At 68.1% G+C, this 26385-nt stretch carries 27 protein-coding genes; 15 read left to right on the top strand and 12 right to left on the bottom strand.

Features of this window, described 5'->3' with window-relative positions; translation table 11 throughout:
- Positions 1-78: 78 nt before the first annotated feature.
- Positions 79-711, top strand: a complete 633-nt coding sequence (locus HWX25_RS20500) for a LysE family translocator (protein WP_175910068.1) — start codon at positions 79-81, stop codon at positions 709-711.
- Positions 712-921: 210 nt separating this feature from the next.
- On the opposite strand, the gene HWX25_RS20495 is transcribed toward HWX25_RS20500, so the two are convergent.
- Positions 922-2607, bottom strand: a complete 1686-nt coding sequence (locus tag HWX25_RS20495) for a metallophosphoesterase family protein (RefSeq protein WP_175910066.1) — start codon at positions 2605-2607, stop codon at positions 922-924.
- A gap of 296 nt (positions 2608-2903) precedes the next feature.
- Here HWX25_RS20495 and HWX25_RS20490 point away from each other — a divergent pair, with 296 nt between their 5' ends.
- From HWX25_RS20490 to HWX25_RS20470, 5 genes are all read left to right on the top strand, one after another.
- Positions 2904-3203 carry a YXWGXW repeat-containing protein gene (locus HWX25_RS20490; RefSeq protein WP_175910064.1) on the top strand — a complete coding sequence of 100 codons (300 nt, stop codon included), beginning with the start codon at positions 2904-2906 and terminating at the stop codon, positions 3201-3203.
- Positions 3204-3424: 221 nt separating this feature from the next.
- Positions 3425-4168: an RNA polymerase sigma factor gene (locus tag HWX25_RS20485; RefSeq protein WP_175910062.1), complete on the top strand. Its 744-nt coding sequence runs from the start codon at positions 3425-3427 to the stop codon at positions 4166-4168.
- Complete coding sequence (locus HWX25_RS20480) at positions 4165-4584, top strand: hypothetical protein (RefSeq protein WP_175910060.1); 420 nt, start codon at positions 4165-4167, stop codon at positions 4582-4584. The genes HWX25_RS20485 and HWX25_RS20480 overlap by 4 nt, the downstream gene beginning before the upstream one ends.
- Complete coding sequence (locus HWX25_RS20475) at positions 4581-5084, top strand: periplasmic heavy metal sensor (RefSeq protein ID WP_175910058.1); 504 nt, start codon at positions 4581-4583, stop codon at positions 5082-5084. The genes HWX25_RS20480 and HWX25_RS20475 overlap by 4 nt, the downstream gene beginning before the upstream one ends.
- A gap of 145 nt (positions 5085-5229) precedes the next feature.
- The gene (locus tag HWX25_RS20470; RefSeq protein WP_175910056.1) at positions 5230-6075 is read left to right on the top strand and encodes a GNAT family N-acetyltransferase; all 846 of its coding nucleotides are present in this window, start codon (positions 5230-5232) and stop codon (positions 6073-6075) included.
- 540 nt (positions 6076-6615) lie between these two features.
- Here the strand turns inward: HWX25_RS20470 and hutG are convergent.
- Genes hutG through HWX25_RS20435 form a run of 7 tightly spaced genes read right to left on the bottom strand, consistent with a single transcriptional unit; the run spans position 6616 to position 12415 of the window.
- Entirely contained in the window at positions 6616-7434 is an 819-nt protein-coding gene (gene hutG, locus HWX25_RS20465; protein ID WP_175910054.1) for an N-formylglutamate deformylase, read from the bottom strand.
- 28 nt (positions 7435-7462) lie between these two features.
- Positions 7463-8863, bottom strand: a complete 1401-nt coding sequence (locus HWX25_RS20460; protein WP_175910052.1) for a formimidoylglutamate deiminase — start codon at positions 8861-8863, stop codon at positions 7463-7465.
- On the bottom strand, positions 8860-9408 hold the full coding sequence (locus HWX25_RS20455) for a HutD family protein (RefSeq protein WP_111021421.1): 549 nt from the start codon (positions 9406-9408) through the stop codon (positions 8860-8862). Before HWX25_RS20455 ends, HWX25_RS20460 begins: the two co-directional genes overlap by 4 nt.
- Positions 9405-10169 (bottom strand): amino acid ABC transporter ATP-binding protein, encoded by a 765-nt coding sequence (locus HWX25_RS20450; RefSeq protein ID WP_175910050.1) that lies wholly within the window; start codon positions 10167-10169, stop codon positions 9405-9407. Before HWX25_RS20450 ends, HWX25_RS20455 begins: the two co-directional genes overlap by 4 nt.
- Complete coding sequence (locus tag HWX25_RS20445) at positions 10166-10834, bottom strand: amino acid ABC transporter permease (protein WP_111021423.1); 669 nt, start codon at positions 10832-10834, stop codon at positions 10166-10168. Before HWX25_RS20445 ends, HWX25_RS20450 begins: the two co-directional genes overlap by 4 nt.
- A gap of 17 nt (positions 10835-10851) precedes the next feature.
- Positions 10852-11625 carry a transporter substrate-binding domain-containing protein gene (locus HWX25_RS20440; RefSeq protein WP_111021424.1) on the bottom strand — a complete coding sequence of 258 codons (774 nt, stop codon included), beginning with the start codon at positions 11623-11625 and terminating at the stop codon, positions 10852-10854.
- 40 nt (positions 11626-11665) lie between these two features.
- Positions 11666-12415: an IclR family transcriptional regulator gene (locus HWX25_RS20435; protein WP_111021425.1), complete on the bottom strand. Its 750-nt coding sequence runs from the start codon at positions 12413-12415 to the stop codon at positions 11666-11668.
- A 612-nt stretch (positions 12416-13027) separates the two neighbouring features.
- Here HWX25_RS20435 and HWX25_RS20430 point away from each other — a divergent pair.
- The 3 genes from HWX25_RS20430 to HWX25_RS20420 all read left to right on the top strand — a co-directional run bounded on the left by HWX25_RS20430 (position 13028) and on the right by HWX25_RS20420 (position 15872).
- On the top strand, positions 13028-14422 hold the full coding sequence (locus HWX25_RS20430; protein ID WP_175910048.1) for a DUF1800 domain-containing protein: 1395 nt from the start codon (positions 13028-13030) through the stop codon (positions 14420-14422).
- Between the two features lie 2 nt (positions 14423-14424).
- Entirely contained in the window at positions 14425-15588 is a 1164-nt protein-coding gene (locus HWX25_RS20425; protein ID WP_059691360.1) for a DUF1501 domain-containing protein, read from the top strand.
- 65 nt (positions 15589-15653) lie between these two features.
- The gene (locus HWX25_RS20420; RefSeq protein WP_059537645.1) at positions 15654-15872 is read left to right on the top strand and encodes a YXWGXW repeat-containing protein; all 219 of its coding nucleotides are present in this window, start codon (positions 15654-15656) and stop codon (positions 15870-15872) included.
- A gap of 21 nt (positions 15873-15893) precedes the next feature.
- On the opposite strand, the gene HWX25_RS20415 is transcribed toward HWX25_RS20420, so the two are convergent.
- Entirely contained in the window at positions 15894-17087 is a 1194-nt protein-coding gene (locus tag HWX25_RS20415; protein WP_059819194.1) for a tyrosine-type recombinase/integrase, read from the bottom strand.
- Positions 17088-17251: 164 nt separating this feature from the next.
- Complete coding sequence (locus HWX25_RS20410; protein ID WP_175910046.1) at positions 17252-18427, bottom strand: LuxR C-terminal-related transcriptional regulator; 1176 nt, start codon at positions 18425-18427, stop codon at positions 17252-17254.
- A gap of 241 nt (positions 18428-18668) precedes the next feature.
- On the opposite strand from HWX25_RS20410, the gene HWX25_RS20405 reads away from it, so the two are divergent.
- Positions 18669-19049, top strand: a complete 381-nt coding sequence (locus HWX25_RS20405) for a DUF4377 domain-containing protein (RefSeq protein WP_175910044.1) — start codon at positions 18669-18671, stop codon at positions 19047-19049.
- A gap of 29 nt (positions 19050-19078) precedes the next feature.
- Here HWX25_RS20405 and HWX25_RS20400 read toward each other — a convergent pair whose 3' ends face one another.
- Together HWX25_RS20400 and HWX25_RS20395 are read right to left on the bottom strand one after the other, a co-directional pair.
- On the bottom strand, positions 19079-20467 hold the full coding sequence (locus HWX25_RS20400; protein WP_175910041.1) for a DHA2 family efflux MFS transporter permease subunit: 1389 nt from the start codon (positions 20465-20467) through the stop codon (positions 19079-19081).
- A gap of 282 nt (positions 20468-20749) precedes the next feature.
- Positions 20750-21100, bottom strand: a complete 351-nt coding sequence (locus tag HWX25_RS20395; RefSeq protein ID WP_057925050.1) for a VOC family protein — start codon at positions 21098-21100, stop codon at positions 20750-20752.
- A 258-nt stretch (positions 21101-21358) separates the two neighbouring features.
- Here HWX25_RS20395 and HWX25_RS20390 point away from each other — a divergent pair, with 258 nt between their 5' ends.
- From HWX25_RS20390 to HWX25_RS20370, 5 genes are all read left to right on the top strand, one after another.
- Complete coding sequence (locus HWX25_RS20390; RefSeq protein WP_059537661.1) at positions 21359-22498, top strand: LLM class flavin-dependent oxidoreductase; 1140 nt, start codon at positions 21359-21361, stop codon at positions 22496-22498.
- A gap of 171 nt (positions 22499-22669) precedes the next feature.
- The gene (locus HWX25_RS20385; protein ID WP_175910039.1) at positions 22670-23863 is read left to right on the top strand and encodes an acyl-CoA dehydrogenase family protein; all 1194 of its coding nucleotides are present in this window, start codon (positions 22670-22672) and stop codon (positions 23861-23863) included.
- 10 nt (positions 23864-23873) lie between these two features.
- Positions 23874-25631: an FAD-dependent oxidoreductase gene (locus tag HWX25_RS20380; protein ID WP_175910037.1), complete on the top strand. Its 1758-nt coding sequence runs from the start codon at positions 23874-23876 to the stop codon at positions 25629-25631.
- Positions 25631-26149 (top strand): flavin reductase family protein, encoded by a 519-nt coding sequence (locus tag HWX25_RS20375; protein ID WP_059951051.1) that lies wholly within the window; start codon positions 25631-25633, stop codon positions 26147-26149. Before HWX25_RS20380 ends, HWX25_RS20375 begins: the two co-directional genes overlap by 1 nt.
- 37 nt (positions 26150-26186) lie before the next feature.
- Positions 26187-26378 (top strand): hypothetical protein, encoded by a 192-nt coding sequence (locus HWX25_RS20370; protein WP_175910035.1) that lies wholly within the window; start codon positions 26187-26189, stop codon positions 26376-26378.
- The last annotated feature ends 7 nt before the right edge of the window (positions 26379-26385 follow it).

Below are 26385 nucleotides of genomic sequence, written 5' to 3'. Positions count from 1 at the left end.
TATTCATGCCGGCAGCTGTCGACATGCAATACATTGTGGGTCACTCGCCCTGACTTCATTGCCTCGAAGGAGACCGCCGTGCCGGCCTTGCCCACCCTGATCGCTTTCGGACTCGTGTCGCTCGGCATGGTCCTGACGCCCGGCCCCAACATGATCTACCTGATCTCGCGCTCGATCTGCCAGGGCCGCCGTGCGGGGCTCGTGTCGCTCGGCGGCGTCGCGCTGGGGTTCGTGTTCTACATGTTCTGCGCGGCATTCGGCATCACCGCGCTGGTGCTGACCGTGCCGTATGCGTATGACGCGCTGCGTTTCTCCGGTGCGCTGTACCTGTCATATCTCGCGTGGCAGGCGCTCAAGCCGGGCGGGCGCTCGGCGTTTCAGGTCCGGCAATTGCCGCACGACAGCGGCGCGCGGCTCTTCACGATGGGCTTCGTCACCAACCTCGCGAACCCGAAGATCGCGATGATGTATCTGTCGCTGCTGCCGCAGTTCATTTCGCCGGGGCACGGCAGCGTGCTCGCGCAATCGCTGGCACTGGGCTGCGTGCAGATCGCGGTCAGCGTCAGCGTCAACGCGCTGATCGCGAGCATGGCCGGTGCGATCGCGGCGTTTCTTGCCGGTCGGCCGGTCTGGGCGCGCGTGCAGCGCTGGTTGATGGGGACCGTGCTGGCCGGACTGGCCGTGCGTATCGCGCTGGAATCACGCGGCTAACCGGTTGAACGGCTTGCGGACGCAATCGACGTACCGATGCGCACACAACCTTCGGATGGCGAACGGATGCAGTCGATCCGCGTGAAGCAGGCCGCCGCGCATTCACCATACCGGTAAGCGGACGGCGCACGTTGTGTGCGATGTCCCGCATGAGCCGACCCCAACTTCGACCGCCCGCCGCGCGATCGCGCGCCGCGGGCGGCCGCCGCATCAGCGCTCGCGGCGCTTCTTGCTCAGCTCGATCGTCTCGAACAGCTCGTACTGTGCGGTCGGGTGCTGATCCGCGCCCGGCGCGTGGTAATAGCGCATCGTGATCGTCGTGTGGCCGCCCGGCTGGCCCGGATCGTGGTCGAACACGGCGATCCCGTAGCCCGTGCCCGTATCGCGGCGTGCGGACCAGATCGCATCCTCGAGCGCATCGGCTGGCTTGCGCACGAACGTGTTCGGCGCCGTGCCCGGCACCGGTCGGTTCGGCTTCGTGAAGACCTTGGCCTGTGCAAAGCCGGTCGCCGGGTTTTCGCCGTATACGTCGAGCGGCGCACTGGTGCCGCCGCCGCCGAGAATCAGGTGGATCGTGCCGTGGCTCGTGTCGAACGTCGTGCTGTTCGGATCGGTCGACCCGACCGGACGCGGCTGCAGCGTCTCGACGACTTCGCCGGTCGAGGCATCGACGCCCGCGCGGTGATTGCAGCCGCGCACCGGGTAGCTGCGCTCGTAGTCGTGATCGTGACCGCACAGCACGAGGTCGACGCCATAGCGGTCGAACAGCGGCAGCCATGCCTCGCGAATGCCCTTGTCCGAGCCGTTGCCCGTCTTCGACGAGCTCAGCGCGTCCTGGTGCATCTGCACGACGATCCAGTCGATGTCGTCGTCGTGCGACGCGTGACGCAGCGTGTGCTCGAGCCAGCGCGTCTGCTCGCCGTTGCTGTAGCCGCGTACGTAGAACGACGTGCCTGGTTCGATCGGCGCGCGGCCGGTGCTCGCGGCCGGCACGAGCGGATTCGGGCCGCCGACGAATGCGGCCGCATCCTGGTAGACGACGTCGTCGGCGTCGAGCGAGATGAACAGCACCGAGCTCACGCGGAAGCTGTACCAGCGGCCCGGAAAGCGCGTGCCGTTCTCCGGGAGCGTGTAACGCGCGAGATACGAGTCGAGCCCCTGCGGGCCGTTGTTGAATTCGATCTCGTGATTGCCGGGGCACGGCATCCACGGGCGGTTCGCGGCCGACGTCTGGTTGTTGTTGCCGAAGTCGCGCCACACCTCCGGCTGATGTGCGGGGTTCAGGTTCGCGTAGCAGAGGTCGCCGTTCAGCAGGTGGAACAGCGGCTGGAACTGCTCGACGGCCTGCACCGCGAAGCGGCTTTGCGGCGACGACAGCACCCACGCGCCATTCGGCGTCGCGAGGTCGCCATAGCTCGTGAAGCGGAACGGCGCGCGCCCGCGCGGCGCGGTCGTGAAGGTCGCGGCAAACGGCTGCGCGGCGTTGCTGTCGTTGTCGGCCGTCAGTTCATAGCGGTAGCGCGTGTTCGGTTTCAGACCGTGCACGCGTGCGTGGTACGTGAACACGGTTTCGCCGTTCAGGCCGTCGGTGTAAAGGCGCTGCACGCCGTGCACGGTGCGTGCCGGTTCGCCGTCGGCGACGATCCGCGCGCGCGGATTGATGGCCGGTGCGAGCGACGCCCACGAGATCGCGACTTCCGATGTCGGGTCGCTGCCCCACGTCAGGTGCACCTGCTCGGGCGTGCCGTCCGGATTCGACGCGGCGCCGTGGGCGGCCGCGAGCCCGCCCGCGGCGGTGGCGAGGCCGGAAACGCCGGCCAGTTTCAGGAAGCCGCGACGCGATACGGAAGCGGCCGGCTCGTTCGACTCGGCGGGGAGGTTTTCCTGGTTCGACATGATCGTATTTTCGTTGAATGACACGCGAGATGCGGAACTGCCCGGCCGTGCGCGAGCGCGTCGGGGGCGTGGGCCGGAAACGAGCGGGATCCCGGTGATACGCATTGTCGAAGGGCAGTTTTGCCGGGTTGTGACAGACGGTAATCGATGTGCGAGCCCGATGCGTCGATGGCGCGCGCGGCGTCGCCGGCGCGGCAGAAATTTATTTGCGTGTGCCGCGACGGATTTTTTTCGCATGCGTCGTTTAACGAACGAACGGCCACCTCCGGCCGGGAAACGATGCTTCGGAGTCTTGCATGAAACTTTCCATTTCATTACGGTTTGCCGCGGGATGCGTGGCCGCGCTGGCGACGTCCACCGCATTCGCGCAGGCCGTCATCGTCGCACCGGTCGCACCGCCACCGCCGCGTGTCGAAGTGATGCCGGCGCCGCGCGCGGGCTACGTATGGGATCAAGGCCACTGGCACTGGCGGCAGGGCCGCTACGTGTGGATTCCGGGACACTGGCAAGTGGTACGTGCCGGCTATCACTGGGTGCCTGGACACTGGGCCGCGCGCGGCCCCAACTGGCGCTGGGTGCCGGGCCACTGGGCGTGAAGCGCAGGGCGCCGCGCGGCGCGCAGCGCCTGCCCGTGCGGCGGGATTTCCACACAACCTCATCGGCTGAGCCATGCCTTTTCGAACCATACTTATCCTGACAGCCGCGGCCGTCGTGCTGGCCGGTTGCGTCGTGGTGCCGGCGCGTCCGGTGTATTACCGGCCCGCGCCGGTCGTCGTATATTGATCGCGCCGGCCGGCGGGCGATCGACAGGATCGATATGCCGTTCGAACCGGATCTCGATGAAATCGACCGGGCCGATTCCCGGTGTGGCGCATCACGTGTCGCCGATGCGCCGGTCCGATGCATGCAAGGAGAGCATGACGATGAGCTTCAGCCGGACAACGGGCGCAACCGCCGGCAGCATGCGGCGTTCGCACCGCGCATCGCGGAGCGGCCTGCGTTGAGCGACGCCGATCCCGACGCGGAACTCGTCGCGCGGGTGGGCGCGCGCGACGCGTCGGCCGTGCGTGTGCTCGTCGCACGCAAACTGCCGCGCTTGCTCGCGCTCGCGACGCGCATGCTCGGCGACCGGACCGAAGCCGAAGACGTTGCGCAGGAAACCTTCCTGCGGATCTGGAATCATGCGCCGCGCTGGCGGGATGGCGAAGCGCGCTTCGACACGTGGCTGCATCGCGTCGTGCTGAACCTGTGCTACGACCGTTTGCGCGGGCGGCGCGAGGAGCCGGTCGACGCGGTGCCCGACGTGCCCGACCCGCAACCCGAGCCGGCCGCGCACGCGGAGTTGCACTCGCGCGACGCGCGCGTGCGCGAGGCGCTCGCCGCGTTGCCGCCGAGGCAGCGGGAAGCGCTCGTGCTCCAGTACTATCAGGACATGTCGAACGTTGAAGCGGCCAACCTGATGGGCATCACCGTCGATGCGCTGGAAAGCCTGCTCGCGCGCGCAAGGCGCAACCTGCGCGCGCAACTGGCCGGCGACCCACCTAGCGAGGACAAGCGATGACACCCGAACGATTCCGTACCATCGTCGCCGCGTACGGCTCGGATGCGCGGCGCTGGCCGCAAGACGAACGCGCGGCGGCCGAAGCGTGGGCGCAAGCGCATCCGCGTGACGCGCTGGAGGCGCTCGACGATGCCGCCGAGCTCGATGCCTGGCTCATGCAGGACACGGTCGCGCCGCCGACGCCGGCACTCGTCGAACGCATCATCGCGTCGGCGCCGGCGCCACAACGTGCGCGGCGTCGGGGCCGGGTGTGGTGGTCGGGCGCGGCATTCGCGGGTGTCGGGCTGGCCGGCGCGCTGGCGGGCGCGGTGGCCGTGTCGATGCTGATGCTCGGCAGCGCGCCGATCGCGCAACACGAACCGGGCTACCTGACGACGACGTTCGGCGGCCCGAGCATCGACGGAGGCGACGAATGAGCGAACGCGGCAGGAAATTCGTGCTCGTCGGGTCGGTCGTGCTGAACGTGTTCATGCTCGGCGCGATTGGCGGCGGCGCGTATCAGTGGTTCGCGACGCATCCTGACCTGCATGGAACGGGAATGCCCGGACAGCGCACGGCGTTGCGGTTCGCCGCGGACGGATTGTCCGATGCGCGTCAGCGGGCGTTCGCGGCGGCGCTGAAGGCGGCACGCAAGGACGCTCGGGATTTCGCGCGGGAAGGGCGTGATGGGCGGATCACGGTGCTCGATCTGCTGGCCGCGCCGCAGCTTGATCGGCCGGCGATCGATGCGGCGCTCGAACGGACGCGCGCGGCCGATAGCGCATTGCGAGGGCAAGTCGAGCGCAGTGTCGTCGATTTCGCGGCGACGCTGACGCCGGACGAGCGCGCGAAGTTCGTCGACGGGTTGCGGCGTAGCGGGAACTGGCGCTTGCCGGCGAGATTGCAGAAGCAGCAGGGGGCGGCGGGAAGCGAGTGAGCCGCTCGTCGTCCTGTGACGGCACGGAATGACCGTTCACGCCGATAGCCGTCCCGGGATTATGATGGCCCGATCGACAGCATCTTCCCGATGATTTCACCGCAACGCGAGGCGGCAATCTTGAGCGCCGCGGCAAGGACGAATCATGGATCGAAGCGAAGACTTTATCGTGCGCACCATGTCGGCCGGTGAAGTGGCCATGTGCGTCGAATGGGCGGCCGCGGAAGGGTGGAATCCCGGTCTGCACGACGCGCATTGTTTCAGGGAAGCGGACCCGGCCGGTTTCTTCGTCGGCATCTGGCGCGGCGAGCCGGTCGCTTGCCTTTCGGCGGTTGCTTATGACGAACACTTCGGCTTCATCGGTCTCTACATCGTGAAACCGGCGTTTCGCGGCAAAGGCTTCGGCATGCGCATCTGGCAGCACGGCATGCGTTACCTTGGAGAACGAAACATCGGCCTGGACGGTGTCGTTGCCCAGCAGGCGAATTACAGGAAGTCGGGGTTCCGGCTCGCGTATCGCAACATCCGCTATCAGGGGCGCGTGGGCGGCATCGGGTGCGCACATGTGGCGGCAGCGGCCGATGTGCCGTTCGAGCAGTTGCTCGCCTATGATCGTCAGTGTTTTCCGGCGGCGCGCGAGCGTTTCGTCTCCGTCTGGATCGCGCAGCCGGATGCAGTTGCGCTCGCAACGATCGACGGGGGACGAGTTGTCGGTTACGGGGTCGTGCGCCGCTGCCATGCGGGCTGCAAGATCGGCCCGCTCTTTGCCGATGACGCCGACGTCGCGACGGGGCTGTTTCGTGCGCTGGCGTCGCGCATGCCCGGCGAGGTGATCGTGCTCGACGTACCGGAAACGAACCCCGCGGCCGTCGCGCTGGCAGAACGTCACGGCATGTCGAGCGTGTTCGAGACCGCGCGGATGTATACGAAGGAGGCGCCTGCGATTGCGATCGACCGCGTGTTCGGGGTGACGTCTTTCGAGCTGGGGTGACCGTCGCGGGCATGACCGGACCGGGCCGGGAGCCGGATGCGCCCACGCGTTCGCCGACGTGACGCCAGTTCTGGGAGGTTCTTGAGCCGGCTGCCGTTCGGCAGTTTGTGGTTGCGGAGCAAGACGCGGCAGATTCGGCGTCTACGAGCCGAAGCCGAAATATTTGGTTCTTCGTGGATTTCCGGGGGGACGCTGGCGAGGAACGTCGGCGTTCGGCCAAAATGGGACCCTGACTCGATTGAGGCGCGAGACATTCAGGGGGGCTCGTCAAGCCAACAAGCGGTCTTTCAGCACAGAGCGCCGACCTGAGCTGTCGACCTTAGCCGACGTAGTCATGGGGCCGCAGCACTTTTCAATGCGCTTCACTCTCTCCGACGCTGCGGGACTTTCACTTCTGCATTCGAAACACGCCCGCCTGCTCCGAGTGCTGGCGAAGTTCTGCGAGCGTGTATTGGACAGAGAGTGCCTGCTCGGCTGGATGGGCGCTCGTGGTGTTCAGAATGTATTTCTAAGAGGTCCCGCGGCAAAGAAGTATCGCGCTCATTTCGCCCGCGAGGCGTTCGGAGTCAGCTTGACGATTGCGTCGAGCGCACCATTCACCATGCCGCGTACCACCGGCTCCACTTTCTTCGCGACCTCGGGCAGATAGTCGAACGGCGCGTTCTCGCTCATGTAGGTGGACTGGCACATCTCCAGTTGCACCGCATGCACGCCGTCATGCGGCGCGCCGGCGTGCCGTGTGATAAAGCCGCCCTTGAAGCGGCCGTTCGCAATCCACGTGAACGGACTCGCCGCGGCGACGCGCTGCACCGCTTCCTGCACGGAAGGCGCGGCGGTGCGGCCATCCTGGGTGCCGATGTTCAGGTCCGGCAGCTTGCCTTCGAATAACCGTGGCAGCACGCTCGCGATCGAGTGCGCTTCCCACAGTAGCACGTTGCGATGCTGGCGGCGCAGGCGCGTCAGTTCTTCATGCAGGGCGTCGTGATACGGCTGCCAGTAAGTGGCCACGCGGCGATTGCGTTCGGCCGCGTCCGGCGCGCAACCGTCGCGATACAGCGGCTCGCCGCGAAAGGTCTCGGTCGGGCACAGCGACGTGGTGGTCTGCCCCGGATATAGGCTTTCGTCGTTCGACGGCCGGTTCAGGTCGATCACGTAACGTGACACACGCGCACCTAGAATCGTTGCGCCGAGCGCGCGGGCGAATCCGTAGAGGCGGTCCAGATGCCAGTCAGTGTCAGCGACGGTCAGCGCGATATCGGTGTACCGGTCGCGCAGCGCAACCGGGATGTGCGTGCCCAGATGGGGAATGGAAATCATCAGCGGCGCATCGCCGCGGTCGAGTGAGAAGAGATCGTTCATGGTGCCTGGGATCGGTTGACGGTTGCGCTCAGGCGTCGGCGAGAAGCTGCGCCAACGCCCGGCGATAGTCCGCGTAAAGCCTGACTTCGTCGCGATGACGGCGCTCGTGGATCACGCGCTCGCCGCTGACGAAGACGTCGCGCACCGGTGTTTCGCCGTGCTCGCAAAAGACGGCGGACGACAGCCACGTCGCGCCGGTCTGCTCCGCGAGATCGGGATGGTCAGGATCGAGCACGATCCAGTCCGCTCGCGCGCCCTGCTTGAGGGCGCCGGCCGCGCGGCCGGTCGCACGTGCGCCGCCCGCAAGCGCGCCCTGGAACAGGCGGTCGGCGACATGCGATGCCTGCGGCGAGGCCAGCACGTTGCGCTGACGCCGCGCGAGCCGCTGGCCATATTCGAGCAGGCGCAGTTCCGCGCGCCAGTCCACGCCGATATGGCTATCCGAGCCGACGCCGAATGCGCCTCCTGCATCGAGGTAGTCGCTTGCGGGGAACAGGCCGTCGCCGAGATTCGCTTCGGTCGTGAGGCACAGGCCCGCTATCGCGCCGCTCTTCGCGAGTGCAAGCGTTTCGCGTTCGTCGACGTGCGTCGCATGCACGAGGCACCAACGCGCGTCGACGTCGAAACGCTCGAGCAGCCATTGCACGGGCCGTGCGCCGAGCGCCGCGACGCAGGCATCCACTTCCGCGGTCTGCTCCGCAATGTGGATATGCACCGGTGCGCCGGGCGACATCGCGTCGAGTCCGTCGAGCGCGGCGCGCAATGAATCCTCCGATACAGCGCGCAGCGAGTGCGGCGCGATTCCGTAACGCAGCGCGCCGTGTTCCGGACGAGCGGCGCGCAGCGCGCCGAGAAGCTCCAGAAAGGCGTCGGTCGCGTTGATGAAGCGGCGCTGGTCGGCGCGCGGCGGTTGTGCGCCGAAGCCGCTGTACTGATAGAGCACCGGCAGCATCGTCATGCCGATGCCGGTCTCGCTCGCGGCATCCACGACGCGCTGCGCGAGTTCGGCCGGATGCGAGTGACGGCCGCCGTCCTGCGCGTGGTGCACGTAGTGGAACTCACAGACGGACGTATAGCCCGCCTTGAGCATCTCGACATACAGCCAGCGCGCTATCGCACCGAGCATCTCGGGCGTGATGCGTGCGGCGAAGCGGTACATCAGGTCGCGCCAGCTCCAGAAGCTGTCCGTGGGATTGGCGCGGTATTCCGTGAGGCCGGCCATGCCGCGCTGAAACGCGTGCGAATGCAGGTTCGGCATGCCCGGAATGACCGGCCCCGCTGCGACCCCGGCATCCGCCGGCGCGGTGGTTGTGTCGGGCGTAACGGCGACGAGCGTACCCGCGTCGTTCCACTCGATCAGAACGTTGGTGCGCCAGCCGTCAGGCAGCAGCGCATGGGCTGCGAAGAGCGATTTCGGGGATAAATTCAAGAGTCGGCTTCCGTATTCAGCGACGTGCACACCAGCACGCCATCTCCTTCTATGGCGATCTCGACGGGATTCGCCCGGTCGATGCGCAGCGTGTCGAGTGGCGTCAGCGCGATGCACGCCGGCCCGGCCCGCACCTCGACCGATCCCTGCGCGCAAAGCAGCAACGCCGTGTCCGCGGCGAATGTCCGGCGCCCCGGCGCGCGCACGATGTCGACCGAGGCGCGCGCCGCGCCGCGGTACGTCATCAGGTTGAACACCCGCACCGTGCCGTTTGCGAGGTGCGCCGTCACCGGCGCTTCGCCGGTGAAGTGCGCAACGTCAAACGCACCCAGGACGCCTGCGCCACCGAGTGTCATCCCTGCGCCGTCGAGAACCATCAACAGGCGGTCGATGCCGTCGAAACGCGAGAACGGCCCGTCGCGATCGATATCGGCAATGCTCACGCGCCACGCGTGCGCACAGGACGCGACTTCGCGCGTGATGCCGCCGCCGTTTTTCCACGGCGACGCCACGAGCGCGGCGCCGCGTATCAAGGTCGAGTTCACGCGCGCGACAGCACGGCCTGCAGGAACGAGCGGGTGCGGGGTTGCGTGGGCGTCGAGAAAATCTGCGCGGGTGGCCCAGCTTCAACGATCTCGCCGCCATCCATCACGACCACGACATCGGCCACTTCCTTCGCGAAGCCCATCTCGTGCGTAACAACGAGCATGGTCATGCCTTCGGAGGCGAGCAGCTTCATCACCTGCAGCACTTCGCCCACGAGTTCGGGGTCGAGCGCGGAAGTCGGTTCGTCGAAGAGCATGACGCGCGGCTGCATCGCCAAAGCCCGCGCGATGGCGACGCGCTGCTTCTGGCCGCCCGAGAGGCTCGCAGGCATCGCATCCGCCTTGTGCTCGAGACCCACCTTCTTGAGCAGGGCAAGCGCAGCGGCTTCGGCGTCGGCTTTCGCGGCGCCGCGCAGCATGCGCGGACCCACCGTGATGTTGTGCAGCACCGAGAGATGCGGGAACAGGTTGAACGACTGGAACACCATGCCCACTTCGGTGCGCAGCGCGTTGAGTGGGCGGTCCTTGAGCATCGTGCCGTGATCGACGAGCCGTTGGCCGCAGATATCGATCGTGCCGCGCTCGGGCTGCTCCAGCCCGTTGCAGCAGCGCAGAAACGTACTCTTGCCGGAACCACTCGGTCCGATCACGACCACGACCTGGCTCGGCTGGATGTCGAAGTCGATGCCGTTCAATACGCGATGCGCGCCGAACGACTTCGTGAGTTCGCGAATGCTGACGATAGGTTGAGCGTTGCTCATTGCACCATGCCTCCTGCGCGTAACCGACGTTCAGCGCGATGAAGAATGAAGTTGGTCGTTTGCGTGAGCACGAGATACACGAGCGCGATCACGATATACACTTCGAGCGACCGGTAGGACACGCTGATAATCTTCTGGCCTTCGTGCATGAGATCGTGAATTGTCAGCAGCGACACCAGGGCCGAGTTCTTGATCAGCGCGATGAACTCGTTGCCGAGCGGGGGAATCATGCGCACGATGGCCTGCGGCAGAATGATCGCGCGCATGGCCTGTCCCGACGACATGCCGATGGAGCGCGCCGCTTCCATCTGTCCGCGATCCACGGACTGGATCGCGCCGCGCACGATTTCCGACACGTAGGCCGCCGAATACAACCCGAGCCCGAGCATGCCGCAGACGAACGCGGGCAGCAGGATGTCGAACTGCGGCAGGCCGAAGAACAGCAGGAACAGCTGCACGAGCAGCGGTGTGCCGCGGAAGAAGATCAGGTAGCCGGTGCAAAAGCCGTAGACGAGCCGCCGTTGTGGATAGAGCCGGCCGATGCCAATCAGGAGGCCGAGCAGGCACGAGAGCACGAGCGCGGCGGCGGTCACTTCAACTGTGACCAGCGCGCCGTGCGCGATGTCGGCCCAACCGGCGAATGCCGGCGTGAAGTCGAGTATCATGAGTCAGGTCCGCCGGGTTACTTCGCGTTTGCCGAGGTGCTGGCGCCCGTGCTGAACCACTTCTTCACGATGGCGTCGTAGGTGCCGTCCGCCTTGATCTTCGCGAGCGCGGCGTTCATCTTGTCGCGTAGTTGCGGTTCGTCCTTGCGCACCGCGATGCCGTACGCTTCAGTCGTCAGCTCCTTGTCCAGCACGCGGAAACCGGGACGCGTGCGCACGAACTGGTACGCGGCGGGCTTGCCGGTGACGGCAGCGTCAGCACGGCCGATACCGACGAGATCGAACATCTCCTGGTTCTTTTCAACTTCCACGCGCTGCACCTGCGGATAGTTGTCGCGCAGGAAATTTACCGACTTCGTGCCGACCTGCACGGTCACTTTCTTGCCGTTGAGATCGGCGAGAGTCTTGATCGGCGAGTCCGCCTTGACCAGCGCGGAGAGACCGCCCGCAAAGTAGGGCTGCGTGAAGTCGACAACCTGCGCGCGCTCAGGCGTGATGTAGATGCCCGAGATCGCCGCGTCGAACCGCCGCGCCACAAGACCCGGAATGAGCCCCTTGAAGTCGATGTCCGTCCACTGGACCTGCTTACCCATCGCCTTGGCCAGCGCGTTCATGATGTCGATGTCGAAGCCGGTGCGCTGGCCCTTGTCGACGAATTCCATCGGCGGGAAGGTCGCATCGGTTGCAACGTTGAGTACGTTCGAATCCTGCGCGGATGCCGTGCCGGGCGCGATCGCCGTCAGCAGCGCCATGCCGAGGCTTGCAGCGGAGAGAAGGGTTTTCAGTTTCATGGTGCGGGCTCCAGAGTGCGTGGTCGTGGTTGAGTGAGGCTCAGGCAGATTGCAGTCGGGTGGAAATGCTGTTGGCCGTTCGCACGGTCCAGTCGGCAAGTTGTTGTTCGCGGCCCGCCGCGCGCGAGGACGGGGCCATCAGCGTGATCGATGCGCTCGCGCCCGTGCCGCGCGACATGCGCCGGAACACGGGCGCACTCACGCCCCAGACGCCGGGATCGACTTCGCTGTCGCTCACGGCGTAACCGCGCGCGCGAATGCGCTCGAGCTCCGTTTCAAGAGCGGCGCGCGCCGCGTCGTCGCCGGCGAACTGGCGCTCCAGCGCTTCGTTGCGCGTTTTCTCCGCCATGAAGGCGAGCAGCGATTTGGCGGACGCGCCCGCGCGCAACGGCACCGCGCGGCCTTTTTCGAACGAGCAACGCAGCGAGTGCGTGCTCTCGACCATCTCGAGGCAGATCACCTGATCGTTCACGGCGATGATGAGCCCGACGCTCTCCTGCGTCGCGCGCGAGAGCTCCGCCATGCCGTCGCGGCTCGCTTCGACCAGCATCGAATTGATGTCGAAGCCGAGTGCGAGCTGCAGGCTCACGGGACCGGGGGCATAGCAGCCCGCGTCCTCCGTCACGAAACCCCAGCGCTTCAGCAGCGTGATTTGGCGATAGAGCGTGCTTTGTGCGAGGCCGGTCACGCCGAGCATGTCCTTCACGGACATGGCTTTACCGTGACTCGCGAGCGCAGTAAGTACGAGCAGCAGGCGCTCGGCGCCGATGACGCTGGATTCCTGATTCACCTTGAGTCTTGCCCGAAGAGATGCGATTCCGATGACGCAGAATGCCACGTCGCTCCCGCTGGACAAAAATGCGATTCCCATTCAGTGGGAATATCGAGTTAGGGTTTGCACTATCTCATACCTAAAACCATGTTCAGCCGCAGCAGTACCGCAATGCGAACGTCGCAGTCGTTACGCAGGCGAGCAGACGCTACAGTGCAATCGTCGATTAGACGGCAACGCCAACGTCGCCTCGATCGCACGGCGCTAGGCACTGAAGTTAGCTCTTTTGAATTTGGACCTGCCGGCTTGAGCCACTCGCATGGCTCGTCGACTGGTCGGACGAAAGCAGCCATGGTTTCTTCCGACACATGGCCTCGTTTGACGCGTCGTTTGATCGGGGCGCGGCCATCATGACATCGCGTTCTGTGATTTTTTAGGTTTCGCCCCTGCGGTCGAATGACCGGTGTAATTCATTACCCGACGCCAAAATCATGATCCAGCGACCGGCGGTTCAGGGTCGACAGTCGACCACCACGCAAATCCACGAAGACCCAAATATTTCGTCCATCCAGCGACGGATTTCCCGCCGGCGACCGTTAAACACGGGTACGCATCGCGAGAGCCCCCGTCATGGACCATCCGAACGACATCTCACCGGCCGCCATCGCGCTGAACCGTTTCGGTCTCGGCGCGCGGCCTGACGAAGCGCCGCTTGTCGATCCGAAGGCCGCGCTGGTCGCCCAGTTCGACCGCTACGACCCGAAGCCGGCCGCATGGGCGGGTGAACCCGACGCGGTCACGCTTGCCACGCGCTTCGCGACGACCCGCAACGCGATGACGAGCGACGACGCCGCGGCCAGGCGTGCGACCGAGCAGTCGATCCGCCGCGACGGCTACGACGCATATCGCAGCGCGGTCGCCGCACGACTGAACGGCGCGCTCGTCACGCCTGCGCCGTTCGTCGAGCGTCTGGTGCATTTCTGGGCGAACCATTTCGCGGTGTCGGTCGACAAGGGGCAGGTGGCCGCATATGCGGGCGCATTCGAGCGCGATGCGATCCGCCCGCACGTGCTCGGCCGCTTCGAGGACATGCTCGTCGCCGTCGAGCAGCATCCCGCGATGCAGTTGTTCCTCGACCAGGCGCGCTCGGTCGGCCCCGACAGCCCGGCGGCGCTGCGTATGGAAGCCCGCAATCCGGCGGCGCGACGCGGCCTCAACGAGAACCTCGCGCGCGAAATCATGGAACTGCATACCCTCGGCGTACGGACCGGCTACACCCAAACGGACGTGACGGAATTCGCGCGTGCGCTGACCGGCTGGAGCATCGCGGGCGGACGCGGGCCGCAGCCCGGCGATGTGGCGCCGGGCGCTTTCCTGTTCCGCCCGAAGCTGCACGAACCGGGCGCCCGCACGGTGATGGGGCGCACGTATGACCAGCAGGGCGAAGCGCAGGCACGCGCGATCCTGGCCGACCTGGCACGTTCGCCGGCGACGGGCCGGCATATCGCGTTCCAGCTCGCCCGCCATTTCGTCGCCGACAATCCGCCGCCCGCGCTTATCGACCGGCTCGCCCGCGCATTCGAGACGAGCGGCGGCGACTTGCCGACCGTCTATCGTGCGCTGGTCGATGCGCCCGACGCCTGGTCGCCGGTCAATCGCAAGTTCAAGACGCCGTGGGAGTGGGCCGTGTCGTCGCTGCGCGGGCTCGGTTGGCGCGACACGGGCGACCTGAAGGCCGCGCCGCTGCTCGCGCAGCTCGGCCAGCCGGTATGGCGGCCCGGGTCGCCGGCCGGTTACGACGACGTTGCCGCGAGCTGGGCCGCGCCCGACGCGCTGGTGCGCCGCGTCGAGATCGCGCAGCGGCTGGCTGCACGCACGGGCGACCGGCTCGACCCGCGCACGCTCGGCAATACGCTGCTGGCCGGCTCGCTGAGCGCGCCGACGGCGACCGCGCTGTCGCGTGCCGAAAGCGCGACCACGTCGCTCGCACTGCTGCTCGTGTCGCCCGATTTCCAACGGAGATGAACATGGCCCGATCCTTGACCCGTCGACATTTCCTGAGCGTCGCCGCGGCCGGTGCGGGCGCGATCCTGGTCGCGCCGCGCATCGTGTTCGCGAACGTCGAAACCGACCGGCGCTTCGTATTCGTGATCCAGCGCGGCGCCGCCGACGGGCTGAACATCGTCGTCCCGTATGCGGAACCGGCGTATGCGTCGCTGCGCGGCCCACTGGCGATCGACGCCGCAGCGGCGACACGCATCGACGGCACGTTCGCGCTCCATCCGTCGCTCGTGCAGACCGCGCAGATGTTTCGCGACAAGCAGGCGCTGTTCGTCCACGCGATCGCGTCGCCGTATCGCGACCGCTCGCATTTCGACGGCCAGAACGTGCTGGAGACGGGCGGGCGCGCACCGTACCAGGTGAGGGACGGCTGGCTGAACCGGCTCGCCGCGATGTTGCCGGCGACGCGCGACCGCGCGATCGCGTTCGCGCCGACGGTGCCGCTCGCGTTGCGCGGCAGCGTGCAGGCCGCGTCGTATGCGGCGTCCGGTCTGCCGGCCGCGCCGGACGACCTGCTCGCGCGCGTATCGGCGCTTTACGAGGCCGACGCGCAGCTCGGGCCGCTGTGGCAGTCGGCGATGGCCGCGCGGGGCCTCGCCGGCGATGCGCATGCGCGCCAGGATCCGGCGGGCGTCGGCAAGCTTGCGGCGACGTTTCTCGCGCGCGACGACGGCCCGCGGATCGCGATGATCGAGACGGGCGGCTGGGACACACACAGCGCGCAGAACGCGCGGCTCGCGAATCAGCTGAAGGCACTCGACACGATGCTCGCCGCGTTGCGCGACGGACTCGGGCCCGTGTGGCAGCAGACCACGGTGCTCGTCGCGACCGAGTTCGGTCGCACCGCCGCCGCGAACGGCACGGGCGGCACCGATCACGGGCAGGCGTCGGTCGCGATGCTGGCGGGCGGGGCGGTCGCGGGCGGGCGCGTGATCGCCGACTGGCCCGGCTTGCGGCCGGGCGACCTGTACGAAGGGCGCGACCTGAAGCCGACCGCGTCGCTCGATGCGCTGATCGCGGGCGCGGCCGCCGAAAGCCTGCGGCTCGATCCCGGCCATACCGCGGCCACGCTTTTCGCGCAAAGCGGCGCGACGCGGCCGATGACGGGCCTCGTTCGCGGAACCGCGTGACGCGCGGCAGGCGCGCGCCCGCATCCGCCAGCCGATGACATATGACACAACAGGGAGAATCGATGATGAAGATCCGATCCGTATCGCTTGCCGTGGTGGCGACGATGAGTGCCGTGCTGATGTCCGCATGCGTGGTGGAACCGGCGCGGCCGCCGCAGCCCGCGCCGGTCGTCGAGGTGGCGCCGCCGCCGCCCGCGCCCGGTTATCGCTGGGCGAAGGGCCATTACCGCTGGGCCGGCAACCACTGGGCGTGGGTGCCCGGACATTGGGTGGCCGTGTATTGAAGCGCGCGCACGGCGCGCCGCTCACCAACCGATCCGATGCTTCTCCTCGGTTTCGCTGTGCCGCCAGTCGTCGTCCGCATGCAGATACTGGCTCGTCGTCGTCAGCGACACGTGCCCGAGGTTGTCGCGCACGAGCCGCAGGTCGACGCGGCCATCGGCCATGTGCGAGCCAGCGCTGTGGCGCAGCCAGTGCGCGGATGCCTGTTCGAGCACGCGCGCCTGTTCCTCGCCTCCATTCCCTTGCGCACGCAACCGATCGGCCGCGAACCGGAACACCTGCTTCACGATCCGGTGCAGCGCCGCGCGTGTGAGCGGCTTGCGCGTGCGATTGGCCGGCAGCACGAGCGGCGTGGGTTCGCCGTCGGCCGGCTGCGCGGGCAGGCCATGCGCGCGCCGGTAGCGCGCGAGCTCGGCCATCATCTCGGCGGTGGCCGGCACGAGCCGCTGCCGGCCGCCTTTGCCGGTCACGTCGAGCCACCAGCGGTCGCGCCCGTTCGCATCGCGCCGTGCAAAGAAGTGTCCCATCGTGGTGTCGGCTGCTTCGGTGATGCGCAGCCCGCCGAGATACAGCAGCGTGAACACCCAGCGCGCGCGATCCGCATGGAGGGCGGCGCGCGCGTCGTCGCGCGGCATCGCGGCGATCGCGTCCTTGACCGCCTGCCACAGCGGCGGCCCGAGATGGCGCGTGACGCGCGGCGCGGGCCGTCGTTGCCGCTGCCGGGACAGCGCGAGCGGATTGCCGGCGAGATAGCCGGCCTGCACGAGCCACGAGAACATCACGTTCAGGATCACCATCGCCTGCCGCTGGCTGGCCGCCGACAGCGGGCCGTAGAACGGCCGCCAGCGCGGGTCGCCGCGCGGATGCTTGCGGCCGCCGTTCGCGCACCAGAGTTCGGCGGGCGCGGGCGCGAGCAGGAACTGCCGGTAGCCGACGAGATCCTCGTGCGTGAGCGACGACAGCGGCTTGCCGCACGCGATCACGGCCCACAGCAGCAGGCGTTCGGCTTCCTTGCGGTAATTCTGGAACGTGGTGGGCGTATCGACGAAGCGTGCGAGCCACGCGCGCACGGCGTCGAGATCATGCGTCGCGGCGATCTGCGGATGCGCGCTGGTCGAGCGGTTGGTGCCCGCGCGTCCGTCGAGCGCGGCCGGCACGGTCAGCGTATCGATCGGCTGCGGCCGCAGCGCGACGCCGGACGGAACGGGTGAAGTCATGCGAAGAGGAGGCGCGGCTCGCCGATGACCGGGCGGGCGGACGCGGCGCGACGAAGCGTACGAGGAAGCGCCGATGGTAATACACGATCGTCATGCGGTGAAGCCGCGGTCGATCGCGATTGTCTGGCCGGTGACGAAGCGCGTGGCGGACGCGCACGGCCACCTCACCCCAGCGACAACACGCTGTTCAGCAACGTCCGCACCAGCGTCGCCTGCCGCGTGACGCCCGTCTTCGAAAAGATCGCGCGCAGATGCGAGCGCGCGGTGTTCTTGCTGATGTCGAGCTCGTCGGCTGCTTCCTCGAGCGTCGATCCGTTGGCGAGCGCGAGCGCCAGGGCGGTCTCGGCCGGCGTGAGGTCGAACAGCTTGCGCACGATGTCGTGCGACGCCTGCGACTTGCGTTCGCCATCGCGGATGAAGATCGCGCACGCGGGCCGGCGCGGATTGTCCTCCGACCATTCGCTGAGCGGGACGGTGCGGATCAGCACGCCGAGCGGCGGCTTGCCAGACGGGCGCGGCACGGCGATCGCCTGCGCGACCGTCGGTGCGCCGCCCGCGCGCTCCGCGAGCACCTGCCGGATCAGCTTCTGCAGCTTGCGGTTCTCCAGCGGATACGCGGCCTCGAGCGTGCCGCCGCGCACGCGCAGGCCGTCGCATTCGGCGAAGATCTCGTCCGCGACGGAGTTGGTCTTCATGATCGTGCCGCGCTCGTCGAGGATCGCGGTCGCGACGAGCATGCGGTCAATCGTGCTCGCGTACAGCATGCGCTCCGATTCGACCATCCCGAACTTCGCATGCAGGCGCACCGCGCGCTTCAGGTGCGGCAGCAGCGCGTTGCAGACGGCCTTGTCGGTCACCGAGAACGCGCGGCCGTGATGCGAGCGGCACAGGCGGAACCGGCATTCGATCCCGTCGGGCGTGCGCAGGTCGGCGCCCATCAGGTAGCCGACGTCGAACGGCTCGAGAAACTCTCGATACATCGCGCTGCCGCGCCACACGCCGACGCCGAGCAGCTCGTCGACGGTGACGACGCGATCGCTCGGCAGGTTCACGAACGGATCGAGCGCGTAATAGTAGTTGTTGTACGAGGCGACGCCCGGCAGCGGCGCGCCGTGCCCGGACGCATTGATCATCAGCCCCGTGTGGCCGCTGGCGGGCCAGCGCAGGATCATCGTCACGTAGTTCGCGTCCAGGTGCGCGCGGATCCGTTCGAGGGCGCCGCCCCATGGCACGTCCTCCAGCGGGCCTTCGTAGATTGTCGCGAGCAGCGCGTCGAACTGCTCGAGCGTCAGGCTCGATCGGGCAACGCTCGGGGGAAGGGCCGGGGGCGCCGTGGTCATCGGGGTTGTCTCCTGTTGCCGCCGCCGGGTCGCGGTGCGCCGGGCGTGCGGGTGCGTGCACGGGCGTATCCGGACCGCCGGCGGCGGCGCGCAGCGGCCTGCACCGGAATACGGTAGCGCGCCGGCGCACGCGCGACATCGCACGAATGAGGGTGGCGGCACGCCGTTGTAAGCAATTCGTGAACTTTCCCGAAACACCGTTCGTCTAATCGGCCCGCCAACGCTTCCCGAGGAACCCCCGATGATTCGCAAGACCAGAACGCTGCTCGGCGCGGCCATGATTGCAGGCGGCACGCTGCTCGCCGGATGCCAGACCGATGCGGCCGCGACGGACGCGCGCGCGGCCCGCCCGGCCGACAGCCGGCCCGTGAGCAGGACCGTGCATGTCGCGCCGCAGGCGGCGCGCTGCACGGGCGTCGCGCCGATGGACTGCCTGCAGGTGCGCAGCAGCCCGGCGGAGCCGTGGAGCCTGTGGTACGCCGGTATCGAGGGCTTTGCGTACCAGCCCGGCTATCAATATGTGCTGGAAGTCGACGAATACCGCGTCGCGCAGCCGCCGGCCGACGGTTCGTCGATCCGCTGGGTGCTCAAGCGGGTCGTCGAGCGCCGCCAGGTGAACTGACGGCCGGCCGTGCCCGCCTGCGGCGCCGCTTACGCGGACGGGCGCGGCGCGACCGGCCTCGGCGGCGCGGCGGCATCGATCCGCCGGAACACGACGGACGACAGCAGCGTGACCGAGCCCATGCAGACGAACGACAGCATGAAGCCGTTCGCCATCGAGCCCCAATGCGCGGCGAACAGGTTCACGAGCCCGCCGCCGATCGACACGCCGAGCCCCATCGCCAGCATCTGCATCATCGTGAACAGGCTGTTGCCGCTGCCGGCGTCGGCGTGCGACAGGCCCTTCAGCGTCACGGCGTTCATCGCGGCGAACTGCATCGAGTTCGCGGCGCCGAACACGATCAGCAACGCAATCTCCAGCGCCGGCGCGGGCCGTGCCGAGACCAGCGCGAACCCCGCGATCGCGCAGCCGACGATCCCCGTGTTCACGACCAGGAACGTCGCATAGCCGAAGCGTTTCGCGAGCGGCGCGATCCAGCGCTTCGCGATCACGCCGGCGATCGCGGCCGGTAGCATCATCATCCCCGACCGCAGCGGCGTATAGCCAAGCTGCACCTGCATCAGCAGCGGCAGCATGAACGGCACGGCGCTCGTGCCGATCCGGCACAGCAGGTTGCCGAGCAGCCCCGCACCGAAGTTCGGCTCGCGGAACAATCCGAGCCGGAACAGCGGCTGCGCACGGCGCCGCGCATGGGGCAGGTACGCGAGCGCGCTCGCCACGCCCAGCACGGCGAGCCCGATGGCCCAGCCGCTGCGGTGCGCGGGCATCGGCGGATCGATCGCGAGCGACAGCGCGATCATCGCGACCGACAGCAGCGCGCAGCCGACGAAATCGAACGGCGGCGGCTGCATCGCCTGATCGTGCGGCAGGAAGCGCTGCACCGCGAGGAAGCCGACCATGCCGACCGGCACGTTGACGATGAACACCCAGTGCCAGGAAATCGCCTGCGTGAGCCAGCCGCCGAGCGTCGGCCCGACGATCGGGCCGAGCTGCGCGGCGATCGACACGAACGCGATCGCCGCGACGTACCGTTCGCCCGGCACGCGGCGCAACACCGCGAGCCGCCCGATCGGCAGCAGCATCGAGCCGCCGATGCCCTGCACGGCGCGCGCGACGACGAGCTGGCCGAGCGTGTGCGACGCCGCGCAGCCGATTGACGCGAGCGAGAACACCAGGATGGCGAGCGAGAACACGCGGCGCGTGCCGAACCGGTCCGCGAGCCAGCCGGACGCCGGCGTGAGCATCGCCATCGTCAGCGTGTAGACGACCACGACAGGCTGCATCGCGAGCGGCGACGCATGCAGGCTTTGCGCGATCGACGGCAGCGCGGTGTTGACGATCGTCGTGTCGAGCGACTGCATGAAGAACGCGGCGGCGACGATCCACAGCAGCGCGGAGTGTGAGGGTTCGCGGGACATGACGAAACGGGAAGTGCGGCGACCGGCGCGGAGGCGACGTGACGGGCGACGCGGCCCGGCAGGCTCGCGCCGGCGCACGGCCGGTCTTCAAGCGTTCGATGGTACCGATTCCGGTGGCCATCGGGAAGCTGCCCGACGGCATTGACCGTCATCGAACGTGCCGACGACGCTGCGGGACGCTCGATCCCGTCTGGCTCATGACCCGACACCGACCGTTCCCGCGGCATCCGGCCGGGTTCCCGCCAGCCGGATCGCGTGGCACGCGCGCCACACGTGGCCGCGTCACGCGGCGCGTTTCTGCGAAATCACCAGCAGCGCGCCGTTGCGGTCCTCCAGCACTGCGCGGTATTCGTGCGGCCCCGCCTGCACCGGCACGCGCACCGACGCGCCGGCCTTCACGACCCGCGCCATCGCCGCGTACAGGTCGTCGTCCTCGTCCACGCGCAGCGTGAGCGCCGCGCGTTCGACGATCTGCTCGTCGCCGGCCACCAGCGCGATCGTCAGCGGGCCGCCGTCGAGCGCGCAATAGCGGTCGCCGTCGCGGAACTTCACGTTCAGGCCGAGCCCGTCGACGAACAGCGGCAAGGCCGTGTCGATGTCGTCGACCGGGTACAGCAGCATCGATACCTTCATTCCCTCTCTCCCTCGTCGTGATGTGTACGGCCGCACCGGGCCGTCGTTCGATGCTAGCGCGCGGTGCCGGCCGCGACGCAGTCTGTTCGGATGACGGTGAAACCCCTCTGTCCCCGCATGCATGCCGTTACTCCAAACAGACGATGCCCGTGCGGGCCCGCGCGCCGACACTCCCATCCGTGGACCGTCGCTATTCGTCCGTATCGTGCGGGCGGCTGCACGACCCCGACTCGTCCAACATACATGGAGACGCACGCAATGAAGTTTTCCCTCATCTACGAAGCCCAGACCACCGACGCATCGCGCGAGGGCGACCACCGGGTGTTCAAGGAGACGGTCGAGCAGGCGCTGCTGGCCGAGCAGGTCGGTTTCGACACGATCTGGTGCGTGGAGCACACGTCGCTGACCAACTATGCGCACATGAGCGCGCCGGAAACTTTCCTTGCGTACCTGGCCGGGCGCACGACGCGCATCGGTCTCGGTCACGGCGTCGTGTGCCTGCCGCCGGCGATGAACCATCCGATCAAGGTGGCCGAGCGCGTCGCGCTGCTCGACATCCTGTCGGGCGGCCGCGTGCATTTCGGCGTCGGCAAGGGCGGCAGCCAGCAGGAAGCGGGCGCGTTCGGCTACGACCTAAACGAACTGCAGCCGATGATCGACGAGTCGATGTACCTGGTGCCGAAGATGTTCGTGCAGGACGAGATCGAGCACGACGGCACGTACATCAAGATTCCGAAGCGTCCGATCCACCCGAAGCCGTTCCAGGATCCGCATCCGCCGATGTACCTCGCCTGCACGAACACCGACGCGCTGCTGCGTGCCGGCCAGCGCGGGATGGGCGCGCTGGTGCTCGGCTTCGGCGGCCCCGACGAAGTCGCGAAGAAGAACGCGATCTATCGCGAGGCATGGGCGAACCGCAAGCCGGAAGACCAGGTCGGCTTCCGCCCGACCCAGCACCTCGCGGCGCTGTGCCCGACGGTCGTGATGGCCGACGGCCAGAAGGCCCGCAAGATCGGCATCCGCGGCCAGCGCTACTTCATGGAATCGCTCGCGTACTGGTACACGGGCGGCGAGCGTCCGGACCCGGCGAAGTGGGGCGACGACCTCGTGCAGGCCGACACCGGCGAGATGGTGATCCGTTCGCGCTTTGCGTCGGAGGAAGTCGTCGTGAACTTCGCCGATCCGGCGCTCGCGATGATGAACCCGAACCACGCGTACGGCACGGTGGACGACTGCATCGGCTACGTGGGCCGCCTGCAGGAGGCGGGCGTCGACGAAGTGCTGTTCCTCTGCCAGATGGGCACGGTGCCGCACGACGCGCAGATGGAGACGATCCGCAACATCGGTGAGCACGTGATCCCGTTCTTCAACAAGGAGAAGGAGCGCGCCTGCGCGTAACGCGGGCCGGGGCGCGCCGCGCCCGTCGTCCCTTCGGACGATGCGGCGCGGCCGCGCGAGCCCGAGCATCGTCGGCAGGAGCCCTCGCTCGCGGCGCCGGCCGCGACGAACCACTTAGAGAGAGACCGGGATGAGCGCCGCCGCGCGCGCCCCATATCACAGGAGACATTCGTGCACCGCGACAACGATTCGAACGCACTGGCCGCCACCCTGATCGCCCGGGCCGAGGCGCTGGCGCCGACGCTTGCCGGCCGCGCCGCGCAGGCGGAAGCGCAGGGCCGCATCCCGGCCGAGACGATCGCCGACATGCAGGCCGCCGGCTTCTTCAAGGTGCTGCAGCCGAAGCGCTACGGCGGCTACGAGCTCGATCCGCAAACCTTCTTCGACATCCAGATGGCGCTCGCGCGCGGCTGCATGTCGACGGCATGGGTGTACGGCGTCGTCGGCGTGCACAACTGGCAGCTCGCGCTGTTCGACGAACGCGCGCAGCAGGACGTGTGGGGCAAGGATCCCGCGACGCTGATCGCGTCGACCTACATGCCGGTCGGACGCGTGACGTCGGTCGAAGGCGGCTTCCGCCTGTCCGGCCACTGGAAGTTCTCGAGCGGCAGCGAACTGTGCGAATGGGTGTTCCTCGGTGCGCTGGTGCCGGCAGCCGCCGCCGGCCAGCCGCCGGAATACCGCACGTTCCTGCTGCCGAAATCCGACTACCGGATCCAGCAGGACTGGGACGTGCTCGGCCTGCGCGCGACCGGCAGCCACGACATCGTCGTCGACGACGCGTTCGTGCCCGCGTATCGCACGCACAAGGCGCTCGACGGGATGATGGGCACGAGCCCGGGCCTGGCCGTCAACGACGCGCCGCTGTTCAAGCTGCCGTTCGCGCAGATCTTCGTGCGCGCGGTGTGCACGTCGTGCATCGGCGCGCTGCAGGGCGCGCTCGACGATTTCACCGGCTATGCGGCCACGCGCGTGTCGGCCAACAGCGGCGCGAAGACGACCGACGATCCGGGCGCGCAGAACGCGTGCGCCAACGCGGCCGTCGCGATCGACGAGATGAAGGTGCTGCTCAAGCGCAATTTCGCGGAACTGATGGCGTCGGTGACGGGCGGGCCGGCCGTGTCGATCGAGCGCCGCGTGCATTTCCGCTATCAGTCCGCGCAGGTCGCCGAGCGCTGTGCGCAGGCCGCGAACGCGCTGCTGCGCTACGCGGGCGGCAACGGCATCTATCACCGCAATCCGCTGGTGCGCCGCTTCCTCGACCTGCACGCGGCCCGCGCGCACTACGCGAACAACGTGGACCGCTTCGGCCAGAACCTCGGCGCCGTGATGCTCGGCCGCGAGAACACGGACTACTTCATCTGACGAGGCCGCGATGAACGACACGCAAGCGCAGCAATACGTGTTCGACGTCGTGGTCGTCGGCTCGGGCGCGGGCGCGCTGCTCGCGGCATGCCGCGCGGCCGACCGCGGGCTGTCCGTCGTCGTGATCGAGAAGACGGCGCTGTACGGCGGCACGTCGGCGATCTCCGGCGGCGGCATCTGGATACCGTGCAACCACCATATCGCGGAACTCGGCGCGACCGATACGCGCGAGGCCGCGCGCCGCTATCTCGACGCGTGCACGGCCGGCGCATCGTCGCGCGAGCGGCTCGACGCGTATCTCGACCAGGCGCCCGAGATGTTGCGTTACCTCGAAACGAAGACGCCGGTGCGCTACCAGGCGCTGCCGAAGTACGCGGACTATTTCCAGAAGCTGCCGGGCGCGATGCCGGGCTATCGCGCGCTCGATCCGCTGCCGTTCGACGGTGCGCTGCTCGGCGACGAGCTCGACCGGCTGCGTCCGCCGTCGCCCGGCACGCTGATCGGCGGCCGCGTGGCCGTAACGTCGAAGGAAGCGCACACGCTGTTCTCGCGCGGGCCGGGCTTCATGAAGCTCGCGATCGCGCAATTCGGCCGCTACTGGCTCGATGTCGGCGTGCGTCGCCGCACGCGGCGCGACCGGCGCCTGACGCTCGGCAATGCGTTGATCGGCGGGCTGCGCCGCGCGCTGCTCGAGCGCAACGTGCCCGTCTGGCTCGACACGCCGATGCGCGACCTGCTCGACGTCGACGGCCGCGTGACGGGCGTGCGCGCGCAGCGCTTCGGGCAGCCGGTGACGATCGTCGCGCGGCGCGGCGTGATCCTCGGCGCGGGCGGTTTCGAGCGCAACCAGCCGATGCGCGAACGCTACCTGCCGCAACCGACGCAGATGCGATGGAGCGCGACGCCGCCGGCCAACACCGGCGACGCGATCGCCGAAGGCCACCGGCTCGGCGGCGCGCTCGCGCTGATGGAACACGTATGGGGCGCGCCGACGGTCGGCGTCGCGGGCGAGGAGAAGCAGCGCGCGCTGTTCGTCGAACGCAACCTGCCGGGCTGCGTGATCGTCAACGGCCTCGGCAAGCGCTTCGTCAACGAAGCCGCGCCGTATTCCGAATTCGTGCCGGCGATGTATCGCGACCATGCGCGCACCGGCGCGTGCGTGCCGGCGTGGATGGTGTTCGACGCGCGCTTTCGCCGCAAGTATCCGTGCGGTCCGATCATGCCGGCGCCGATGATGCCCGATTCGCGGATTCCGGACGCGTTTCGCGACGTGCTCGTGAAGGCCGACACGATCGATGCGCTCGCCGCTCGGATCGGCGTCGACGCGGCCGGGCTGCACGACACGCTGCGCGACATGGCGCGTTACGCGGCAACCGGTATCGACGAAGCGTTCGGCAAGGGCGACAACCTGTTCGACACGTACTACGGCGATCCGAGGAACCAGCCGAATCCGTGTCTCGGGCCGGTCGACGAGGCGCCGTTCTATGCGGTGCGGATCGACGCGGGCGACATCGGCACGAAGGGCGGGCTCGTCACCGACGCGCACGCGCGCGTGCTGCGCGCCGACGGTGTGCCGGTCGACGGCCTGTACGCGATCGGCAACACCAGTGCATCGGTGATGGGCGCGAGCTACCCCGGCGCGGGCTCGACGCTCGGTCCGGCGATGACCTTCGGGTTCATTGCCGCCGACCACCTGGCCGCGCAAGCGGCCGACGCCGGCGGCCGGTCCGACCGGCCGTCCACGACTGAACTTGACGGAGTCCAATGATGAGCGATCTCACTACCCATCCGCTGCGCACCGACATGCTGCTGGCGATGCGCCGCCTCGCGCGCTCCGTCACGGTCATCAGCAGCGCGCACGACGGCCGGCGCTACTCGATGTCCGCGACGGCGGTCGATTCGCTGTCGACCGAGCCGCCGTCGCTGCTGATCTGCATCAACCGCAATGCGTCGCTGTATCCGCCGCTCGACGCGGGCGCGCCGTTCTGCGTGAACGTGCTGTCGGCACGCCATGAAGGCATCGCGATCGACTGCAGCGGCCGCCTGAAGGGCGAGGCGCGCTTCACGACGGGCGAGTGGCGCACGTCGCCGCTCGGCGTCCCGTATCTGCACGATTCGCAGGCGAGCCTCGTGTGCGAGCAGGACGGCCGTTTCGAATACGGCACGCATACGGTGTTCATCGGGCGAATCCGCGAAGTGTTGATGAGCGGCGACGTCGATCCGCTCGTCTATCTCGACGGCGCATATACGACGCCAGGCGCGCCCGCGAACCGCGCGGCCGCGTGACGGCCGCGCGCTTTACCGCATCGGAAAGAGACGACTCATGACACGCAGACTGAACCGCAATATCGCGAACGATGCGGACACAACGATCATGCGAGCGCTTGTGGAGTTGATCGGCGCTGCGGCAACCCAAGTGCTGAACGCGTTCGCATGCATTGCACCGGCGCTCGCGTCGAACCCGGCACGGATCCGCGCGGGCGAAACCGGCCGGGATGCGGCCGGTGCGGCATGAGGAGCCG

This window comes from Burkholderia sp. BCC1640 (assembly GCF_902833125.1).
Lineage (GTDB): Bacteria > Pseudomonadota > Gammaproteobacteria > Burkholderiales > Burkholderiaceae > Burkholderia > Burkholderia diffusa.
The sequence above is the reverse complement of the archived record's forward strand: the minus strand, read 5'-3'. Positions and strand labels throughout refer to the sequence as shown.

Bases quoted from the DNA above. Each gene is read 5' to 3' on its own strand.
- HWX25_RS20495 (WP_175910066.1), bottom strand. From the start codon at position 2,607: ATGTCGAACCAGGAAAACCTCCCCGCCGAGTCGAACGAGCCGGCCGCT.
- HWX25_RS20490 (WP_175910064.1), top strand. From the start codon at position 2,904: ATGAAACTTTCCATTTCATTACGGTTTGCCGCGGGATGCGTGGCCGCG.
- HWX25_RS20485 (WP_175910062.1), top strand. From the start codon at position 3,425: ATGCCGTTCGAACCGGATCTCGATGAAATCGACCGGGCCGATTCCCGG.
- HWX25_RS20480 (WP_175910060.1), top strand. From the start codon at position 4,165: ATGACACCCGAACGATTCCGTACCATCGTCGCCGCGTACGGCTCGGAT.
- HWX25_RS20475 (WP_175910058.1), top strand. From the start codon at position 4,581: ATGAGCGAACGCGGCAGGAAATTCGTGCTCGTCGGGTCGGTCGTGCTG.
- HWX25_RS20470 (WP_175910056.1), top strand. From the start codon at position 5,230: ATGGATCGAAGCGAAGACTTTATCGTGCGCACCATGTCGGCCGGTGAA.
- hutG (WP_175910054.1), bottom strand. From the start codon at position 7,434: ATGAACGATCTCTTCTCACTCGACCGCGGCGATGCGCCGCTGATGATT.
- HWX25_RS20450 (WP_175910050.1), bottom strand. From the start codon at position 10,169: ATGAGCAACGCTCAACCTATCGTCAGCATTCGCGAACTCACGAAGTCG.
- HWX25_RS20445 (WP_111021423.1), bottom strand. From the start codon at position 10,834: ATGATACTCGACTTCACGCCGGCATTCGCCGGTTGGGCCGACATCGCG.
- HWX25_RS20440 (WP_111021424.1), bottom strand. From the start codon at position 11,625: ATGAAACTGAAAACCCTTCTCTCCGCTGCAAGCCTCGGCATGGCGCTG.
- HWX25_RS20430 (WP_175910048.1), top strand. From the start codon at position 13,028: ATGGACCATCCGAACGACATCTCACCGGCCGCCATCGCGCTGAACCGT.
- HWX25_RS20425 (WP_059691360.1), top strand. From the start codon at position 14,425: ATGGCCCGATCCTTGACCCGTCGACATTTCCTGAGCGTCGCCGCGGCC.
- HWX25_RS20420 (WP_059537645.1), top strand. From the start codon at position 15,654: ATGAAGATCCGATCCGTATCGCTTGCCGTGGTGGCGACGATGAGTGCC.
- HWX25_RS20415 (WP_059819194.1), bottom strand. From the start codon at position 17,087: ATGACTTCACCCGTTCCGTCCGGCGTCGCGCTGCGGCCGCAGCCGATC.
- HWX25_RS20410 (WP_175910046.1), bottom strand. From the start codon at position 18,427: ATGACCACGGCGCCCCCGGCCCTTCCCCCGAGCGTTGCCCGATCGAGC.
- HWX25_RS20405 (WP_175910044.1), top strand. From the start codon at position 18,669: ATGATTCGCAAGACCAGAACGCTGCTCGGCGCGGCCATGATTGCAGGC.
- HWX25_RS20400 (WP_175910041.1), bottom strand. From the start codon at position 20,467: ATGTCCCGCGAACCCTCACACTCCGCGCTGCTGTGGATCGTCGCCGCC.
- HWX25_RS20395 (WP_057925050.1), bottom strand. From the start codon at position 21,100: ATGAAGGTATCGATGCTGCTGTACCCGGTCGACGACATCGACACGGCC.
- HWX25_RS20390 (WP_059537661.1), top strand. From the start codon at position 21,359: ATGAAGTTTTCCCTCATCTACGAAGCCCAGACCACCGACGCATCGCGC.
- HWX25_RS20380 (WP_175910037.1), top strand. From the start codon at position 23,874: ATGAACGACACGCAAGCGCAGCAATACGTGTTCGACGTCGTGGTCGTC.
- HWX25_RS20375 (WP_059951051.1), top strand. From the start codon at position 25,631: ATGAGCGATCTCACTACCCATCCGCTGCGCACCGACATGCTGCTGGCG.
- HWX25_RS20370 (WP_175910035.1), top strand. From the start codon at position 26,187: ATGACACGCAGACTGAACCGCAATATCGCGAACGATGCGGACACAACG.